Origin of the sequence: Halobacillus litoralis (assembly GCF_020171725.1) — a bacterium.
Classification (GTDB): domain Bacteria; phylum Bacillota; class Bacilli; order Bacillales; family Halobacillaceae; genus Halobacillus; species Halobacillus litoralis_F.
Map to the genome: position 1 here is coordinate 98673 of NZ_JAIVAJ010000010.1, position 16953 is coordinate 115625.

19 protein-coding genes are annotated in these 16953 nt (G+C 47.1%); 11 read left to right on the forward strand and 8 right to left on the reverse strand.

Annotated features, from left to right (window positions below; genetic code table 11):
* Positions 1-201: 201 nt before the first annotated feature.
* From LCM20_RS18015 to LCM20_RS18035, 5 genes are all read left to right on the forward strand, one after another.
* Entirely contained in the window at positions 202-1005 is an 804-nt protein-coding gene (locus LCM20_RS18015; protein WP_225196883.1) for a SurA N-terminal domain-containing protein, read from the forward strand.
* Between the two features lie 131 nt (positions 1006-1136).
* Positions 1137-2186 carry an SDR family oxidoreductase gene (locus LCM20_RS18020; protein WP_225196884.1) on the forward strand — a complete coding sequence of 350 codons (1050 nt, stop codon included), beginning with the start codon at positions 1137-1139 and terminating at the stop codon, positions 2184-2186.
* 289 nt (positions 2187-2475) lie between these two features.
* Complete coding sequence (locus LCM20_RS18025; protein ID WP_225196885.1) at positions 2476-3738, forward strand: ammonium transporter; 1263 nt, start codon at positions 2476-2478, stop codon at positions 3736-3738.
* Positions 3739-3752: 14 nt separating this feature from the next.
* Entirely contained in the window at positions 3753-4715 is a 963-nt protein-coding gene (locus LCM20_RS20225; RefSeq protein ID WP_225196886.1) for a DUF294 nucleotidyltransferase-like domain-containing protein, read from the forward strand.
* The gene (locus tag LCM20_RS18035; protein ID WP_225196887.1) at positions 4712-5437 is read left to right on the forward strand and encodes an exonuclease domain-containing protein; all 726 of its coding nucleotides are present in this window, start codon (positions 4712-4714) and stop codon (positions 5435-5437) included. Before LCM20_RS20225 ends, LCM20_RS18035 begins: the two co-directional genes overlap by 4 nt.
* A 29-nt stretch (positions 5438-5466) precedes the next feature.
* Here the strand turns inward: LCM20_RS18035 and LCM20_RS18040 are convergent, their stop codons facing one another.
* From LCM20_RS18040 to LCM20_RS18050, 3 genes are all read right to left on the reverse strand, one after another.
* Positions 5467-5622 (reverse strand): hypothetical protein, encoded by a 156-nt coding sequence (locus LCM20_RS18040; protein ID WP_225196888.1) that lies wholly within the window; start codon positions 5620-5622, stop codon positions 5467-5469.
* A 110-nt stretch (positions 5623-5732) separates the two neighbouring features.
* Positions 5733-6191 carry a membrane lipoprotein lipid attachment site-containing protein gene (locus tag LCM20_RS18045; protein ID WP_225196889.1) on the reverse strand — a complete coding sequence of 153 codons (459 nt, stop codon included), beginning with the start codon at positions 6189-6191 and terminating at the stop codon, positions 5733-5735.
* Positions 6192-6289: 98 nt separating this feature from the next.
* Positions 6290-6883 (reverse strand): YczE/YyaS/YitT family protein, encoded by a 594-nt coding sequence (locus tag LCM20_RS18050; protein ID WP_225196890.1) that lies wholly within the window; start codon positions 6881-6883, stop codon positions 6290-6292.
* A gap of 65 nt (positions 6884-6948) precedes the next feature.
* Here LCM20_RS18050 and LCM20_RS18055 point away from each other — a divergent pair, with 65 nt between their 5' ends.
* Both LCM20_RS18055 and LCM20_RS18060 read left to right on the forward strand, forming a co-directional pair.
* Positions 6949-7779, forward strand: a complete 831-nt coding sequence (locus LCM20_RS18055) for a LysR family transcriptional regulator (RefSeq protein ID WP_225196891.1) — start codon at positions 6949-6951, stop codon at positions 7777-7779.
* Between the two features lie 135 nt (positions 7780-7914).
* Positions 7915-8994, forward strand: coding sequence for a DUF4424 domain-containing protein (locus tag LCM20_RS18060; protein WP_225196892.1), 1080 nt, complete (start codon positions 7915-7917; stop codon positions 8992-8994).
* 129 nt (positions 8995-9123) lie between these two features.
* Here LCM20_RS18060 and LCM20_RS18065 read toward each other — a convergent pair whose 3' ends face one another.
* Both LCM20_RS18065 and guaC read right to left on the reverse strand, forming a co-directional pair.
* On the reverse strand, positions 9124-9309 hold the full coding sequence (locus tag LCM20_RS18065) for an H-type small acid-soluble spore protein (RefSeq protein ID WP_225196893.1): 186 nt from the start codon (positions 9307-9309) through the stop codon (positions 9124-9126).
* A gap of 55 nt (positions 9310-9364) precedes the next feature.
* Positions 9365-10345 carry a GMP reductase gene (gene guaC / locus LCM20_RS18070; RefSeq protein ID WP_225196894.1) on the reverse strand — a complete coding sequence of 327 codons (981 nt, stop codon included), beginning with the start codon at positions 10343-10345 and terminating at the stop codon, positions 9365-9367.
* A 303-nt stretch (positions 10346-10648) separates the two neighbouring features.
* On the opposite strand from guaC, the gene LCM20_RS18075 reads away from it, so the two are divergent.
* From LCM20_RS18075 to LCM20_RS18090, 4 genes are read left to right on the forward strand one after another with little or no spacing between them, the layout of a single operon-like run.
* Positions 10649-11122 (forward strand): sigma-70 family RNA polymerase sigma factor, encoded by a 474-nt coding sequence (locus LCM20_RS18075; protein WP_225196895.1) that lies wholly within the window; start codon positions 10649-10651, stop codon positions 11120-11122.
* Complete coding sequence (locus LCM20_RS18080; protein WP_225196896.1) at positions 11122-11520, forward strand: anti-sigma factor family protein; 399 nt, start codon at positions 11122-11124, stop codon at positions 11518-11520. Before LCM20_RS18075 ends, LCM20_RS18080 begins: the two co-directional genes overlap by 1 nt.
* 11 nt (positions 11521-11531) lie before the next feature.
* Entirely contained in the window at positions 11532-12593 is a 1062-nt protein-coding gene (locus LCM20_RS18085) for a hypothetical protein (protein WP_225196897.1), read from the forward strand.
* Positions 12590-13384 carry a LiaF transmembrane domain-containing protein gene (locus LCM20_RS18090; protein ID WP_225196898.1) on the forward strand — a complete coding sequence of 265 codons (795 nt, stop codon included), beginning with the start codon at positions 12590-12592 and terminating at the stop codon, positions 13382-13384. Before LCM20_RS18085 ends, LCM20_RS18090 begins: the two co-directional genes overlap by 4 nt.
* A 52-nt stretch (positions 13385-13436) precedes the next feature.
* Here the strand turns inward: LCM20_RS18090 and nadA are convergent, their stop codons facing one another.
* Genes nadA through nadB form a run of 3 tightly spaced genes read right to left on the reverse strand, consistent with a single transcriptional unit; the run spans position 13437 to position 16916 of the window.
* Positions 13437-14543 carry a quinolinate synthase NadA gene (nadA, locus tag LCM20_RS18095; protein ID WP_225196899.1) on the reverse strand — a complete coding sequence of 369 codons (1107 nt, stop codon included), beginning with the start codon at positions 14541-14543 and terminating at the stop codon, positions 13437-13439.
* Positions 14540-15388 carry a carboxylating nicotinate-nucleotide diphosphorylase gene (gene nadC, locus LCM20_RS18100; RefSeq protein WP_225196900.1) on the reverse strand — a complete coding sequence of 283 codons (849 nt, stop codon included), beginning with the start codon at positions 15386-15388 and terminating at the stop codon, positions 14540-14542. The genes nadA and nadC overlap by 4 nt, the downstream gene beginning before the upstream one ends.
* Positions 15369-16916, reverse strand: a complete 1548-nt coding sequence (gene nadB / locus LCM20_RS18105; RefSeq protein WP_225196901.1) for an L-aspartate oxidase — start codon at positions 16914-16916, stop codon at positions 15369-15371. The genes nadC and nadB overlap by 20 nt, the downstream gene beginning before the upstream one ends.
* Positions 16917-16953 lie beyond the last annotated feature (37 nt).

Below are 16953 nucleotides of genomic sequence, written 5' to 3' on the forward strand. Positions count from 1 at the left end.
CACGAGTAATATATGATACTTTGTAAAGGAATGCTTGGATTGTACGCGCCATCATGCGTTCCACACAATTTACACATTTGCCAATGGATCGAATGGAACACGCCTTAAGCCCTGGCATCACAGGGGTGTTTACGTTAAATGATTGTAACAGTGTGCGCTTGCTTGCTGGAAGGTGTAGACAGCAGAACATCACATGTTACAATGACAACCACGATGAATCATAAAGGAGACATGACATTGAATAAAAAAATCTTAAGTTTACTACTTGTCGCTTTCGTCGCGTTGCTTGCAGCTTGTAGCGATGGTGGCGAAGAAGCTGGAAATAATAACGAATCAACAGATAATCAAGAAGAAAGCCAAGAGCAAGAGCAGCAACAGCCGGAAATGCCGGAACCAGACGTTGAAAATGTTCCAGACGTTGTCGCTGAAGTGAATGGCACAGAAATCACAAAAGAAGAATTCACAACAACTTATGAGTCTCAATTCCAAAGAGCAGCGATGCAGTCTCAAATGATGGGACAAGAGCTGGATCAGGAACAGCTGAAAACGCAGGTTGCTGAATCACTAGTTGACCAAGAGCTGATCTTGGAAGAAGCGAAAAACCGCGACTTCACTGTATCAGAAGAAGATGTGAACAAGGAAATCGAATCTCTAGTTGAACAGCAGCAGCAAATGGAGTCAAAAGAAGATTTCTTTGCAACGTTTGAACAGCAAGGGATGAGCAAAGAAGACGTAACGGGTCTTATCGAGAACCAAATCCTTCTTAATAAGATCATCGAGGATGAAGCGGGAGGAAGTCTTCAGCCGACTGAAGAAGAAATCCAAGAGTCTTATGATCAATTCGTAGCTCAACAGGAACAGGCAAATGCTGAAGCGGAGGTTCCTTCTCTAGAAGAAGTGAAGCCGAGCATCGAGCAGCAGCTTGTCCGTCAAAAAGAAAACGAAGTGTACCAAACACTGGCACAAAGCCTTCGTGAAGGTGCAGACGTAACCATCAACCTATAAGAAACGAATGAATGGCCAGGTCTTATCGCTAAGACCTGGCTTTTTTAAAGAGAGAGGCTCGTGTTTATGATACACTCGCTGAAGAGGAATATCGTAAGCAACTAGAATCATCACAAATAGGAGAAGAGAACATGAATATACTTTTAACCGGTTCAACAGGTTTCGTGGGGAAGCAGTTAACGTTGAAGCTTCTTCAGAAGGGGCACCATGTCTATGCTTTGGTCAGAAATCAAAGGAAGGCAGACGGTTTGAAAGAAGTCGTGCCTTTTGGATTCAGGGAACAACTGCATATCATTGATGGCAATATCGCAAATGAAAAGGCAGGTCTTAGCCAAGGAGAGTTGGAGGCTTTGAAGGGGCAGATCGATGCTGTTTATCACATTGCCGCTTACCTTTCCTTCGATGATGAAGAGAAAGATCGTCTTTATGATGTGAATGTGGAAGGCACGCGTCATATATTGGATTTGGCAAAAGAACTTGAAGTGGCGAAGTTTTTCCACGTGAGTACAGCTTATACGCTCGGGGATCAACAGGAGGCTTCCGAAGAGCTTCATTCCTTAGACCGGCCGTTTCTGAATTATTATGAAAAAACGAAGTGCGAAGCCGAGCACCTGGTCTTTCGATATAAAGAAGACTTTGATGTGAGCATCTTCCGCCCGTCGATCATAATCGGAGATTCCGAAACAGGGGAAGCAGAATCGACGTTTGCGCTTTATGGAATCATCCGCAGCTTCAACTTAATGAAGAGAAGGATGGAGCGTCAGCAGTCTGCCGTGAAGCAGAAGGTCAAGTTTGTCTGCCTTGAAGATACGGCCCAGAACATTATTCCGGTCGACCACGTGGTAAAAGGCCTGGTCGCAGGTCTTGAGCACGCAGAAACAGAAACGATTTATCACCTGACAAACGATCATCCACCAACGAACGCTGAAGTCTTCCGTTTGCTGAAAGAGGAGCTGGATTTCCACGATGTAGACTTAGTCTCCCCTGCTGATGTCCATGAACTGAGCGAACAGGAAATGAAGTTCAATGAACCTCTGAGCGTGTTTCAGGAATACTTGAAGAAGACGATTCATTTTGATGATACGAATGCGAAAGAATTATTTGAACGTAGCGGAGTAGCTCCGGTTCATGTAACCGAAGATGTACTTCGGACGGTCATTTCAAATAAGAGTCAAGGATAAGAAAAGCACCGATTGCTAACCAAGCAATCGGTGCTTTTTAGTTTATTTACTGAAAGGATCTTTTTGGTCTACGACGAGGCTTCCATCTTGTTGGACTTCAGCATAGAAGACGTGATCAATAGGCGGATCAGCAACTCTTGGACGGGCATCATTTTTTTCTCCTCTTCATACTATAAAAAAACAAATGTAAGAATTTCTGACATAGGTGTTGTGTTAATTTTCAGAATTTGATACTATTTAAATTAACATTCTATGTTAAGAAAAATAACATAAAGGGGACAGGACTTAGATGGATGCTACGTTTTTAATGAATAACTTGTGGATCGTTGTCTGTACGATTCTAGTGTTACTTATGCAGGGTGGATTTATTCTGCTTGAAGCGGGTTCAACACGAATGAAGAATGCGGGTCACATTGCAGGCAAGACTGTATTCACGGTTGGAATTGTTTCTCTCGTCTTTTGGGCTGTAGGGTATGGATTGATTTATGGAGAAGGAAATGCCATCATCGGTTTTTCTAATTTCTTTTTTGGAGATGCAACGACCATGGGGGAAGGGCTGGCAGGCTCTGTTGACTTCATGTTCCAGCTTGCTTTCGCTGCAATCGCTATGACCATCGCATTCGGTGGGTTCGCCGAGCGTGCGAAGTTGGTCGCATATGTCATATTCGCTATTTTATTTTCTGTACTTATTTACCCGGTCATTGCACACTGGATCTGGGGAGGCGGCTGGTTAGCTGGACATGGTAAGCAGGACTTTGCCGGATCGACGGTTGTTCACTTGACGGGTGCAGCAGCAGCGCTTGCGGCGACAATGATTTTGAAGCCGCGTATCGGGAAATACAACAAAGACGGTTCATCTAATGAAATTGCCGGTCACAACCAAGTATTCACAGCTCTTGGTGTATTGATTCTGTGGGTTGGCTGGTTCGGATTTAATGCCGGAAGTACATTCGGTGTAGCGGATGCGTTCTTCGGTTATGTTGCGCTGAATACACAGCTTGCGGCAGGTGCCGGTGCGATTGGTGCCATGTTGATGGTATGGGCTGTAACAGGAAAAGCAGACGTTCCGACAACGTTGAATGGTGCTTTGGCTGGTCTTGTCGCCATTACCGCTTCATGTGCCTTCGTTGAACCTTGGGCAGCCGTCATCATCGGATTAATTGGTGGAGCCTTCGTATTCTTCAGTATGCGATTCTTTGATAAGCGTAGAATTGATGATCCGATCTTCGCTTTATCTGTACACGGTACGGTAGGGATTTGGGGAACGCTCTCGAATGGACTGTTTGCTACACCTGAACTGGCAACGGTCGGACGGCCTGGATTGTTCTATGGTGGTGGATTCGAACAGCTTGGTGTTCAAATTCTAGGTGTCGTGAGCTGTGGTCTGTACGCCTTCATCGTCTCCTACATCATCTTGAAAGTGATGGACAAAACGATGGGTGGCTTGCGTGTTACGGAAGAAGAAGAAATCATGGGTCTTGATATCAGTGAACACGGTGGCTACGGTTACCCTGAGAACTTAACGCCTCCTAAATCAAAGTCAGGAGCATAAGGGATTGATAATGCGTGTTTAACACTTATGAAGACATTCGAGCGTGGCGTGAGGAGACGATCTCTTCTGTAGAAGACGATCCTCAGCAGCTCAATGCATTTCACGATCAGGTCATGTATCAAACAGTGAAAATAGCTAAGGGGAAGGTTGAAAGTGAGCAGGGCGAGGTACCTGCTCCTTTTGCGTTTTTTCTGATGGGAAGTGCAGGGCGGTATGAACAGTCGCTGTGGAGTGATCAAGACCACGGTCTTCTGTTTGAGGGGGATCATCAACCTTATTTTCTAAAGCTCGGGGAAGAAATCAGTGACGGGCTGGCTGTCGTCGGTTATCCCTATTGTGAAGGGAAAGTTATGGCTTCGAACCCTTTGTGGTGTCAGTCGCTGGACTCTTTTAATGAACAGATGGAAGGCTGGCTCTCCGAAGCGGACTGGTCATCGCTTCGGAATTTCTCGATTTTCTTCGATTCACGAGTTCTCATGGGGGAGAAACAGTACTTGCTGGGCGTGAAAAAGAAGATCTTTTCCTATCTTTCTGAGCACCCTGATCTGTATCCGAGGTTTGTAGATAACGTCCAGCTCATCAAAAAGGGCGTTGGCGTGTTCGGTCAGCTTCTGCCTGAACAGCAAGGGGAGCGGGAAGGGAGTATGAACATTAAACAAACCGCGTATTTCCCTTACGTTAATGCACTCAGGATGCTCGCGTTGTTAAGAGGAGAGAGCGGTTCATCCACATTGACGCGGTTTGAAGCCATGAAGGATCGTTATCCGTCTGTTGCTGAATTTGAAAAGGATTTTCATCAACTGCTGGCTTTTCGGCTCAGGCATCAACGGGCATCCAATTCGTATGAAGGGGTTCATTTGCTTCCTGTCAAAGAGCTGTCGAAGGAAGATAAGCACCAGTTGAAAAAGATGATCAAACACGGCAACAAGCTGTTTTCCACCATGAAGACGATTCTGAAGAAAGAGGGAGTCCTATGAATCCGTTCATCCAGTTTGTAAAAGATTTATCCGACCGACTGGGGAGTGGCTTTTCTTCATTGAATCAAAATGATCCAGGGAAAGTAGCTTATGTACGTAATCTGGAGAGGGAAATGAAGAGCCGGGATGTCATGGATATCCCGCTCGATGAACTTCCTGTCGTCGTCTTCGATCTGGAAACGACCGGTTTCTATCCATACAACGGAGACACGATCCTGTCGGTGGGAGCTGTGAAAGTGCAAGGGGGAGAGGTGTTGACGGATGAAACCTTCTATTCACTCGTCCACCATGAAGAAGGATTGTCAGATGAAATTGCGGAATTAACGGGTCTTACCGATGAGCAGTTAGAGGAAGCGCCGCCTCTAAGGGACGTACTGAAGCAGTTTTATGCCTTTGTAAAAGAAGATGTCCTCGTTGCGCACCATGCTCATCATGAAAAACAGTTCATGAGTCATTCCACCTGGACGGCTCTTAGAAAAAGCTTTCAGCATCGTATCGTAGATTCTGCGCTGCTTCCGAAGCTCGCTCAACACGATATTGAACTCAACTCTCTTGATCAATGTTGTGATTATTACGGGATTGCGGTTGAGCAGCGTCACCATGCTTTGTATGATGCAATGGCTACTGCTGAGTTGTGGGTGGAAGGCATTCGTGAGCTGAGGGAAAAGGGCTTGGTGGATTTGAAGGATATGTACACGCAGCTTGCTTTGATGGAAGGGTAATATGGAATTATTAAAGAAACGCTCGGACTTTAGTGGTCTCGAGCGTTTCTGTTTCTTAATTGCACGGCGATGTATAGAAGGAGTCCGAATGTGGCTCCGGCAAGTAGAATGAGTCCAACTTCGCCAAGCATTAGAAAAGCAATTGAAATGATGATGCCGAGTAGTATGTATAAGAATATCTTCACCGGTTATCCTCCTGCAGTTGTTTTTTCTAAGACCTCCTTCATGATAGATGAAAATTAGATCGCTGTGAATACGAAAGACCAAACCTCATTTGGTTTGGTCTTTGATGTGTTTATTGTTTTCCGATGTACCCGATCAGCGTAGAGTACGTTTCTCCGCTTTTCGATTCACAGTTGCTGACATAAATGATCTGTCCGCGTTCTTCGATGTATTCACAAGTGAAGGATCCTGCCGGCGTGTTCGGATAACCGCTGTATTCGTTCTCGAATTGAACCGTTTCTCCGTTTGTTTCGAAGCGGTTCTGAAAGTGGCTTCCGTCCGGGTTGAAGATCGAAACGTTTGTTGTGTAGCTTTCTCCGTTCTTGGCTTTCTCCACTAAAGTCGAGATTTGATCACTGTTCTCCACTTCAAGAGCTCCCTGCCTGATCTGTTCAAACTCCTCTACTTGGTGTTCAACGATGACATCGCCGTTTTCTTGGGCGTCTTCCACAGTGTAAGTGGGTTCGGATTCGGCGTTGGAGCAAGCGCTGAGTGCTAGTGTCAAAAAGATCAGTGACGCGATTTTCTTCAATAGACCACTCCTTTACATCCAATTATAACCAATTAATGGTTGTTTTTCTATAACCTGCCTAATACATGCAGAGGGAGCTCTCTCTGCATGTATTGAAATTAAATTGCGATTTTTTTAAATCTGTCATTCCAAAATTCAACGAAAGGTCCCATAAGCAGCATAGCTAGCAACGTACCTAATCCGACAGGACCACCCGCCCAACAGGCGAGCAGTGTGACAATCACGGCGACAGATATTTGTGACGTGCTGATCCGCCATTGAAACCGTGCGCTGACCGCTAAGAAGAGTTCATCGACAGGGGACCTCGTTAATTTGGTTTGGATATACAAGGCAACACCAAGCGTCGCAATGATCAGTCCAACAATGAAGGCGGTCCCTTTTACCGCGATCGGTGCGCTTTCCAAGTGAACATGTCTCAGAGCATAATCGAGCCACAGGGTGAAAAACGCGCTTTCGATCAGGATCGGAATGATCGCTGTATATTCGATCGAACTCTTATTAAGGAAGGCATTGATGAATACGATGATGCACTGTGCCAACCCGAACCACAAGCCGGATGGCAACCCTGTCTGGTTGTGGAGGCCGACGAATAACGCGGACCAAAATCCGGCTCCAAGGGCTGACTTGACGACGATCGATGTGCCTAAATATGTGATGGCGATGCCTGAAATATAAATGAATATACGTTTCAAAATCTTTCACCCCTTTTATTGTGAATAACTTATAGTTATAGTGGATGGAAAGGAGGGACCACTACATGTTGTTCCATAAACTTCGGTATTTCATAGAGATTGCTAAGTTGAAAAGCTATACGAAAGCGGCGGAGAGCTTCTTCATTTCCCAGCCTGCTCTCAGTAAACAAATGAAGCTGTTAGAAGAAGAACTCGGCTTCCGCTTGTTTTCTAGATCATCAAAAGGATTTAAGCTCACTGAAAAAGGGCAGTCTTTGTATTACGAGCTTGAACCTTTGTTCAATCAGATCGAAACGACCGTCCACCAATATAAAAAGCACGATCAAGTCTTATTTGGTTCAACCCCTCTGCTGAGCTCGTATTTCATCCATGAGCATTATGAAAAGCTGCAGCGGATTCATTTTCAAGTGACTGTAATTCAAGATGATAGTCAGGACCTCATTCCTTTTCTGAAGGATCACCGGATTGATGCAGCCATTGTTCAGGATATTGCAGAAGTCGAAGGCCTTTACTCCAAGTACCTCTTCAAAGATGAATTCCTGGCTGCGATTCCATCTTCCTTTCCGCTCGCATCCAAGCAGCATGTCACGCTGGATGAGTGCCTTCAGCATACACAGATTATCCCGACGCAGCGCTCCACTCTTGCGGAGCAGCTTCGAATCATTATGAATGACCGGTCCTTTGATGGCGAAGTGATCGAGACGCACTACCAGGCGATGACGGGTCTTGTGTCGCTTGGCATGGGGATCGCCTACCTGCCGTCCATAATGGCGGAACAGATCGAGTACCGAGGTGTAACATTTGTGCCGATCTCAGATCAGCAACTCTATCGTGACATGTACCTTTATGCGACGACGAAATCGATGCTTGATTTTCTATATGATCAGTTCTCCTAATTTCAGCATAAGACCTAAGAACGGAATTGAGAAATACAAAAAAATCATCTTTCTATAACTAGAAGTTATGACCTTCTGAAGGGTGGAAAAATGATACAGTGGAAGGGGAGGTGAGCATTTATCCGAATTGTATGGTTGTTTGTCATCTGCTGGCTCGTCCCGACTGGAGTGTGGGCAAACGGAACGGTTTTTTCTGAAAATGATGAGTATCCATCAGGGCAGGTCGTCTCCTTGGAAGAGGAGATCATCCGTATTCAAAAGGAAGATCTGCATATCGATGTGAAGGTTGAAGATAAAAGTGGCGTGTTCCCAGAGGAAAATCCAGCAATGCTTGCGGAAGTGCGGGCTGCTTACACCATGTTGAATGAAACGGATGAAGTACAGACGGTGCCCGTCGCTTTCCCTCAGCCGGGAGAGGTTGAGGGGTGGACGATATCCTTAGATGGTGAACCGGTTCCTGTCTCAGGTCAGGTCGATTTGCCCAGAGAAGATCTGTATAGACAAGCCCGTGAAGAGAAATGGGTGAATCCGAAAACAGGAGAAGCGTATAACTTCGGTGGCTTCGGTTATACAGAGGAAGATTTGATTCCATCGGCTACCTTTGAAATTTCACTGACTCCTGGAGAAAGTCATCAGCTGATTGTTGAATACATCGCATCTTTTGGCGTGGATGAAAGACACAGTCTCCATCCTGTTTACAGGCTGGATTACTTGCTACAGCCAGCATCCAACTGGAGTGATTTTAAGAACCTGACGCTTGAGATCAACGTTCCTTCACAGTCCGATACATACTTGAATCTACCGCTTGAAAGGGAAGGGGATGCCTACAAAGGGACGTATGAGAAGCTGCCTGATGAGAATATTTCGCTGTTTGTTACGCCTCATTCGGGCTTTTGGATCGATCTTTTTCAGAAAAGGTCTCATGCTGTCATCTTCTCGTTGGTCGTTCTTCTGTCGGTGTGGATTTTGAGCCTTGTGCTGCGCAGGCGGCAATCGTTGTTGGTGAAAATGGTCGTGTTCAGTGTTCTATTCCCGCTTGCGGTTTGGATGGGATATGACATTTGGACTCATAATCTATTGGGCTATCCTTTCGATATTTTTCAGGGCATTCTTTTCGGTTTTTATGTTCTTGGTTTGAGTGCAGCCGTGCTGTTCGGTCTATATAACAAGCGTCGGTTGAATAAAGGTCACGGAGTTAAACAAACGTTTGATTAATCTTAATAGACGTGATGCTTTTGAAAAGAATGACCTGTGTTGGAAGACCTTTTATCGTGAACAGTCTCAAAACGATCATGAAAGCAGAAGAAGGGTGGGCAACCCATTAAGAGTTGCCCACCCTTCTATTTACTGTTCGCGTTCCTTCAATTCTGTTAACGGGACTTCCTGATACACATTCGGCTGATCGACAGGGTGAATGCGTGCCATTTCATTCTTCTCAATCACTTCTTCGATATAAATCTCACGGTCCTCATGTCTAACATGAATCATCTCCGGTGAGTTGAAAATTTCCTTCGCGCGCTCTTTGTTCATGCCTACGCCCTCCTTTTCATCCTATTTTCTGTAAAAGGGTGGAGGTTATGCATGATTACAGGTTGTCGCCATTCATGATGGAGTTCTTCACGACGACGTAGTCGACGTGACGGATGGCATCTAAGTTCGTGCCTCCAGCGTACGAAATGGCAGACTGCAGATCCTGTTCCATTTCAACTAGCGTATCTTTCAAAGAACCCTTGTATGGTACAGTGATTTTCTTTCCTTCAACGTTCTTCTTTTCCCCTTTTTGGAATTCAGAGGCGGAGCCGAAGTACTCTTTGTACGGCTTGCCATCTTTCTCGATCAATTGACCCGGAGATTCTTCGTGTCCGGCAAAAAGAGATCCGATCATAACCATAGTGGCGCCGAATCGGACAGACTTGGCGATGTCTCCGTGTGTGCGGATGCCGCCGTCAGCGATGACAGGTTTGCTTGCGGCCTTTGCGCACCAGCGTACGGCAGCGAGCTGCCATCCACCTGTACCGAAGCCGGTTTTTAACTTGGTGATACATACTTTACCGGGGCCGATGCCGACTTTTGTAGCGTCTGCGCCAGCGTTTTCCAGTTCACGCACGGCTTCTGGCGTTCCGACATTGCCGGCGATGACAAACGTGTCTGGCAGGTGCTGTTTAATGTGTTGGATCATATCGATAACGGCCTGGGAATGTCCATGGGCGATGTCGATGGTGATGTAATCCGGCAATAGATTCTCCTTAGCAAGCTCTTGAATGAATCCGTACTCTTCGTCTTTTACGCCTACACTGATCGAGGAGATGAGATTGTCGTCCTTCATCTCTTTGATGAATGCTTTCCTCGTTTCAGGCTCGAAGCGGTGCATGATGTAGAAGTATCCTTCCTCCGCCAGGAAGCGGGCTACTTTTTCATCAATAATGGTCTGCATGTTCGCAGGTACGACAGGCAGCTTGAATGTATGTTGGCCGAGCGTGACGTCTGTATCACACTCAGAACGGCTGTTTACGATGCACTTGGCAGGAATCAGTTGAATATCTTCATAGTCAAATACGTTTTCCATATTAACACCTCAAAAAAGCGAACATTTCATTCGCTTGAAAGTTTTATTGTTCGTCTATAAGTAATCATAACGGAATCATTTGGGAATGTCAAAGGTCATACCTATTCAAAAAGCAGACGTTTTTCGACAGGGTGCCGTCGAATGTACGACATGGGCAGAAAAAAATTTTAAAAATAGTGTAGGGGAAGTGGAGGTCGTGTTCGTCTATATAAGTAGAGCTGTCTGAGGAGAGGGGGGAGTGTCATTCAAGAGGATGTTTTAATTGAAAAGATCAAGCGGGGTCATACGCAAGCTCTGCGTCTAGTGATTGAAAAGCATAAACACACCGTCTATCAAGTCATCTTTCACGTCATCCGAGATGAAAAAGAGGCGGAGGACCTGACGCAGGAAACGTTCATCAAAATGGTTGATGCTCTCCCTTCTTACCAAGGAAAAGGCTTCAAAACGTGGCTCAGTCGGATTGGTTTTCGAACGGCGCTCGATGCGAAGCGGAAGAAAGAGCGAAGCCCCGAAGAGGTCGTGGAGCATCTCCACGATAAGGAAACCATACAAAGTGCCGAGGACGAATGGCTTCAGAAGGAGAAATCGAAAGCTGTGGCGGCTTCGATTGAACGTATGCCGGAGAATTACAGAGGGGTCGTCTATGCGTATTACATAGAAGGGAAATCTTACTCGACGATCGCCGGAGAACAGAAGCTGCAGGAGAAGACGATAGAGATGAGGCTGTACCGGGCTCGTAAGTGGATGAAGGAGCATTGGAAGGAGGATGATTTTTAATGAAGCATATGGAAGAACAGCAGATGATGCGTTATATCGATGGAGAATTGACGGAGAAGGAACAGTCGGTGATCGAGTCCCACTTCGCAGACTGTGATGATTGTTTCGATGAATACCTGCAGATGCTTGACCAATCCTCGCCTCTTTCCGATTCCTTTACGGAAGAAGCAGTGGCGCGAATCGTGCAGGAGCACCCGACATTCAAACAGAATAAAAAGTCGAATGTATTGGCGCACTATCTGGTCGCAGCAGGCTTCACGCTTCTGTTAATGGTGTCCGGTGTGTTCAGCTTTATGTCTGACTCAATAGATGAAGAAGAGTTCAAGCAGCAAACGTCCTTCTCCGAGCAGATGATGGAGAAGACGGGCAGCTTGATTGATGAAATTACGAAACGATAAGGAGGATTATCATGAATAAATCACCGATCTTAGCATTTTTTCTGGCGTTGATTCCAGGGTTTGGCCATATGTATATCGGAAAAAAGGTGCGGGGTTTCTTTTATATGTTAGCGTTCGGGTTCCCGTTGTTTCTGGCATTCGTTTTGCTGGTCACGGGAGGGTTGCCGAACGAGCTGTTGTTACTTGCTATTCTGGGGTCGTCCCTTGTGTGGATCGTGAACATGCTTGATATGATCATGACGCTGCTGCTTGCGAACCAACGAAAGGAAGAGGATTCTGTGAAAGCGAAGCAGAATGAGCGGTTCTTTACCATTTTCCTTTCCTTGATTCCGGGGCTCGGACACTTTCACTTAGGCTTGAACCAGCGGGGTCTTACGTTCTTGACTGCTTTTATCGGAATGGGCGTCATGATTCTGTTTGTAACCGTCATGACGTCAGCAGAAGGCTTCTTGGTGTTCCTATTAGCGCTGCCTGTCATTTGGATCTACGGGTTGTTTGATGTCATTCAGCTGCAAAAGCAGAAGGATGCCGGGGAAGAATTGGAGGACCGGACGTTGATGGAAGATTTGGACCGTCATCGTTCAGGTGATCAGAAGAGCAAGGTGCTGGCTACGATCCTCGGAATCTTCCCGGGAGCGGGGCACATGTACATGGGGCTTCAAAGGCGGGGCCTTCAGTTGATGGCCGGGTTCCTGCTTTCCATTTATATATTGGACGTACTTCGCCTGTCGTTCTTCCTGTTTCTCATTCCGGTCATTTGGTTTTACAGCTTTTTCGATACCCTTCAGCAGAGTAATAAAATGGAGCATGAGGAACTGAGTGATGTGCCGATTGTAAAACAGTTCGTCAACCATCAGCGCTGGTTCGGAATCATCCTTATTTTACTTGGGGTATTCTACTTGGTTGACCGGATAGCGGTTCCTCTAGTGGATGATCAGCTGCGGCAGGTACTGGACATTAATTTGAGGTATTACTATGACCGCTACTTCCAACTGATCGTCGTTTCGGTGCTGTTTATCGGCGGCGGAATCAAGCTCTTGACTGGATCGAAGAAAAAGGGGGAGCAGGCATGAGAAAATGGCGGGTAGGAACGATATCGATGGGGTTGACCCTTGTCTTATTAGGGGTGGTGCTTCTCTTGAGTTCTTTTGTGGAAGCGGAATTGATTTCGCTCACTATGACGTGGTGGCCGGTGATATTGATTGTCTTAGGTGCAGAGGTCATTCTCTACCTTCTGACGTCGAAGCAGGAGAAGCCGGTTGTCCACTATGACTTCATCTCGATTTTGTTTATCGGCATCCTCGGTACGGCCGGTGTTGCGTTGTACTCGGTCACTTCGCTTGGCCTTGTAGAAGAAGTGAAGGCGAGTGTGAACTACGAGACGGTTGAACGAGCACTCCCGGTTGTGGAGGAAGACGTGGCGGATCTACAAAAAATCGTGATTGAGATGGATCATCTTCACGCAACGCAGATCGAAACGAATCAATCCGAGCAGCTTCAGTTGTTCGGGCGCTACACCACAAACGCTTATGAGGATGATGCCTTACAAGGAGAAGATGTCGTCAGTATGAACCGAGTTGATGACACACTTTATGTACAGCTTCTCAATGCCGGTGAACGGATCCGTCCAGTGTTGTCTGTTCCGAATGACGTAGAGGTAGATGTTCGGAGCGAGGGCTCAAGGCTCAAACTGGTACTCGACGAGGTCGAGGCGGACTGGTCGATTGAAGGAGCAGGTCTCGTTGAAGTACGTGTCGGTGACGCTGTTGATGCTTCGTTTGAAGGGGTAGAAGCATCTGAGGTTTTCGGTGAAGGGACACATACGATCTCCCTATCACGCGTGACAGAATTGGACTTATACTAAAAAGAGAGACGGAACCTCGATCACCAGGTCCCGTCTCTCTTTTTATTTATAGTTAAGCACGTTCTAACATTCTCTCAAGCGCCTTCCGTGCATCAATAGCTGTCGACTCATCGACTTTAATGACGTTCTGCGGCTGACCGTCAGCGATCGATTCGAGCGACCAGGCTAAGTGCGGAAGGTCGATCCGGTTCATGGTCAGGCACGGGCACATACGCGGGTTCAACGAAATGATATGCTGCTCCGGATGCTCCTTTATTATTCGGTTCACGAGGTTCATTTCGGTGCCAATCGCCCACGAACTGCCGGGCGGGGCATTTTCAATCTGGTCGATAATATAGTTGGTCGACCCTGCGTAATCCGATAAAGCAACGACTTCGCGGCTGCATTCCGGGTGGACGATAATGTTCGTGTCCGGGTAGTCGCGTCGGACCTGTTCGACATTCGCAACGCGGAAGTTCTCATGAACAGAGCAGTGTCCTTTCCACAAGATGACCTTAATGTCTTCGTATGGCGCTTCATGAATCAGCTCTTCCCGGATCGGATCCCAGACCGCCATCTCTTCCAAGGAGATTCCAAGGTCATAAGCCGTATTTCGTCCCAGATGCTGGTCGGGTAAGAAAAGGATGCGTTCCTTCTGCTCGAAAGCCCACTCAATCATGCGAGCTGCGTTCGAGGAGGTAACCGTTGCACCGCCGTATCTGCCGACGAACGCTTTAATGGCAGCGGTCGAGTTGACGTAGGTGAGTGGCAGAATCGTGTCTCCGAAGGCGTCCATCAACCTGGTCCACGCTTTTTCAGTTTGGTGGATATCCGCCATATCGGCCATGGAGCAACCGGCGCGCATATCTGGCAGATAGACGTGCTGGTCTTCTCTTGTTAAAATATCTGCCGTTTCCGCCATGAAGTGGACGCCGCAGAATACGATCGCTTCCGCTTCGTGCTGATTGGCGGAAAGCTGGGCTAACTTCAAGGAATCTCCGCGGACATCTGCATAATCAATGACTTCATCCTTCTGATAGTGATGACCAGGCATAAACAGTCGGCTGCCCATTTTATTTTTCACACGTTCCACAATGGAGCGAAGTTCTTCCTCGGTCATGTTTTGATAACGTTCTGGCAAAGTGGGATGCTGGGTCTGCATCGTTTCAAAAAGGTTCATCGTACGTCCTCCTCTGATTGAACTTGAGCACTGATATCGAGTGACGGGGCGGAGTGGGTCAAGCTTCCAAGGGAAATGTAGTCCGCTCCAAGACGGCTGTAGGCGGCCAGATTATGAATCGTGATTCCTCCTGAGATTTCCGTGGTGATCGTGTTCGGTACGAGCGTCACCAAATGAAGGATCTCCTCTGGTGTACGATTGTCGAACATGATGCAGTCCACTTCGGCAGCAACGGCTTCTTTTACTTGTGCTTCATTTTCAGTTTCGACTTCAATTTTGACCATGTGTCCTAACTGTCCGCGTATTGTTTCGACAGCTTGTTGAATCGATCCGGCAAAAGCGATATGGTTATCCTTCAGCATGACAGCATCGTCCAGGCCGAATCGATGATTGTAGCCTCCGCCTGCTCGGACGGCATATTTCTCGAAAGTTCGTAACCCGGGCGTCGTTTTCCTTGTATCACAGATTCTCGTCGGAGAGTCACCCATCATGTCAACGGCTTCCCTGGTGACGGTTGCAATCCCGCTCATCCGCTGAATCAAGTTCAAGATGACGCGTTCTCCTTTTAATAAACTTCGTATCGATCCTTGAATCGTCGCTATCGGAACTTTCTCTGCAATTGTCGCTCCGTCTGGGATGAAGGTCGTCACCTCTAAGGAAGGATCGAGCAGTTCAAACCCTGTCCGGATTACCTCATTTCCACAAAAAACCCCCGACTGTTTGCTTATAAGTGTTAACGCTCCCGTAGAAGAAGCAGGAAAAAGCACATCGCTCGTGACGTCGCGATCTCCGATATCCTCGATGAAGAACGATTCTAACTGCCTCCTATAGATGAATGGGTTCATTGGATTTCCTCTTTTCTTGTACAATTTGTTTCTGCTGCCATTCCGTCTCCTCGTTAGGGAAGTCGCTTCGATAGTGACCTCCACGGCTTTCTTCACGTTCTAAGGCAGAAACCGTCATCAACCAAGCGGTTCTCAGCATAAAAAGGGTCGTTACTTGTTTACTAGTGAGCAAACTCAAGTCGAACGAGAACCATTGATCGAGGTGGAAGGATTCCAACCACCCTTTCTGCTTTTTCAATGCTTTGGCGTCCCTCACCATCCCGACGTTCTCCATCATTTTCTGCTGAAGGAGTGAACGTGGGGGGAGGTCGCAAATCGGATCGAGAAGCAGCGGTTTGTTCTTTCCGGTGTATGGGATGCCAGACACCTTCTGTTCATTGATCCAGCCCGCTAAGCGTTTGCTGAATACCATTCCTTCCAATAGGGAGTTGCTGGCCAGACGGTTCGCCCCGTGTACGCCGGTACAGGCCGCCTCTCCGATGGCATATAAACCTGTTACTGAAGTGCGTCCGATCTTGTCTGTCGTAATGCCACCCATAATAAAATGGCAGCCTGGTGTAACAGGGATGAATCCTTCAGAAAGGGAGATATCGTGCCTGTGACAAAGCGCTGTGACCGTAGGGAATCGCTCTTCGAATTGCGGAATCATACGGATATCCAAGTAAAGGGTGTGTCCTTTTTCACGTTCTGTATAGATGGTGTTCGCGACTACGTTACGTGGTGCCAGGTCCCCTAAAGGGTGGACGCCATCCATGATCCGTCGTCCTTTTTCATCTACCAGTACAGCGCCTTCTCCGCGGACGGCTTCTGTGACAAGGCCGTGCGTCTTGCCATTTACATTCAAAAGTGTAGGGTGAAACTGAACAAATTCCATGTCGGTCATTTCTGCTCCGGCCTCGTAAGCTAACGCGAATCCATCGCCCGTTATGGTCGGGGCATTGGAGGTAGAGGCGTACAGCTGTCCGCAGCCGCCTGTCGACAAGACGATATGGGGAGCGGTCAGGACGGCGGTCTCATACTCTGTTTTGTAACGGACGCCATAGCACACTTCGTTCTCGACCAACAATTCGTAAACAAAGTGGTGATCCCGGATTTCTACGTTCGCTCTAATCTGCTGCTGTAAATGTTCCATCAACCGTTTCCCTGTCTGATCTCCGCCACTATGTACAATGCGGTTTTGGTGATGGCCGCCCTCACGTCCGAGGTCGATCGTGCCGTCCTGGTTGCGGTCGCAGGTGAATCCTTCTTCAATCAGCTCTTGAATGATGCCTGGTGCTTCTCTCAACATTTCGAGTGTTGTTTGGGAGTGATTCGCATAACGTCCAGCTTCTGTCGTATCCAAATAGTGGGCGAAGGGATGATCTTCTTCGCCAATCGCGGCAGCAATCCCTCCTTGGGCATAGCGGGAATTTCCGTTCGATACATCAGACTTTGTGAAGACTATTACATTTGTGTCCTCGCTTAAATGTCGGGCCAATTGCAAAGCTGCCACACCACTTCCGACAATGATGACATCCGCTCTTTCCATGTAAGTCGACTCCTCACTGTTTTAACAGGTGTATTGA

What these genes read in the sequence shown, in the direction of transcription:
- LCM20_RS18015 (WP_225196883.1), top strand. Translation starts at nt 202, where the DNA reads ATGACAACCACGATGAATCATAAAGGAGACATGACATTGAATAAAAAA.
- LCM20_RS18020 (WP_225196884.1), top strand. Translation starts at nt 1,137, where the DNA reads ATGAATATACTTTTAACCGGTTCAACAGGTTTCGTGGGGAAGCAGTTA.
- LCM20_RS18025 (WP_225196885.1), top strand. Translation starts at nt 2,476, where the DNA reads ATGGATGCTACGTTTTTAATGAATAACTTGTGGATCGTTGTCTGTACG.
- LCM20_RS18035 (WP_225196887.1), top strand. Translation starts at nt 4,712, where the DNA reads ATGAATCCGTTCATCCAGTTTGTAAAAGATTTATCCGACCGACTGGGG.
- LCM20_RS18055 (WP_225196891.1), top strand. Translation starts at nt 6,949, where the DNA reads ATGTTGTTCCATAAACTTCGGTATTTCATAGAGATTGCTAAGTTGAAA.
- LCM20_RS18065 (WP_225196893.1), bottom strand. Translation starts at nt 9,309, where the DNA reads ATGAACAAAGAGCGCGCGAAGGAAATTTTCAACTCACCGGAGATGATT.
- guaC (WP_225196894.1), bottom strand. Translation starts at nt 10,345, where the DNA reads ATGGAAAACGTATTTGACTATGAAGATATTCAACTGATTCCTGCCAAG.
- LCM20_RS18080 (WP_225196896.1), top strand. Translation starts at nt 11,122, where the DNA reads ATGAAGCATATGGAAGAACAGCAGATGATGCGTTATATCGATGGAGAA.
- LCM20_RS18085 (WP_225196897.1), top strand. Translation starts at nt 11,532, where the DNA reads ATGAATAAATCACCGATCTTAGCATTTTTTCTGGCGTTGATTCCAGGG.
- LCM20_RS18090 (WP_225196898.1), top strand. Translation starts at nt 12,590, where the DNA reads ATGAGAAAATGGCGGGTAGGAACGATATCGATGGGGTTGACCCTTGTC.
- nadA (WP_225196899.1), bottom strand. Translation starts at nt 14,543, where the DNA reads ATGAACCTTTTTGAAACGATGCAGACCCAGCATCCCACTTTGCCAGAA.
- nadC (WP_225196900.1), bottom strand. Translation starts at nt 15,388, where the DNA reads ATGAACCCATTCATCTATAGGAGGCAGTTAGAATCGTTCTTCATCGAG.
- nadB (WP_225196901.1), bottom strand. Translation starts at nt 16,916, where the DNA reads ATGGAAAGAGCGGATGTCATCATTGTCGGAAGTGGTGTGGCAGCTTTG.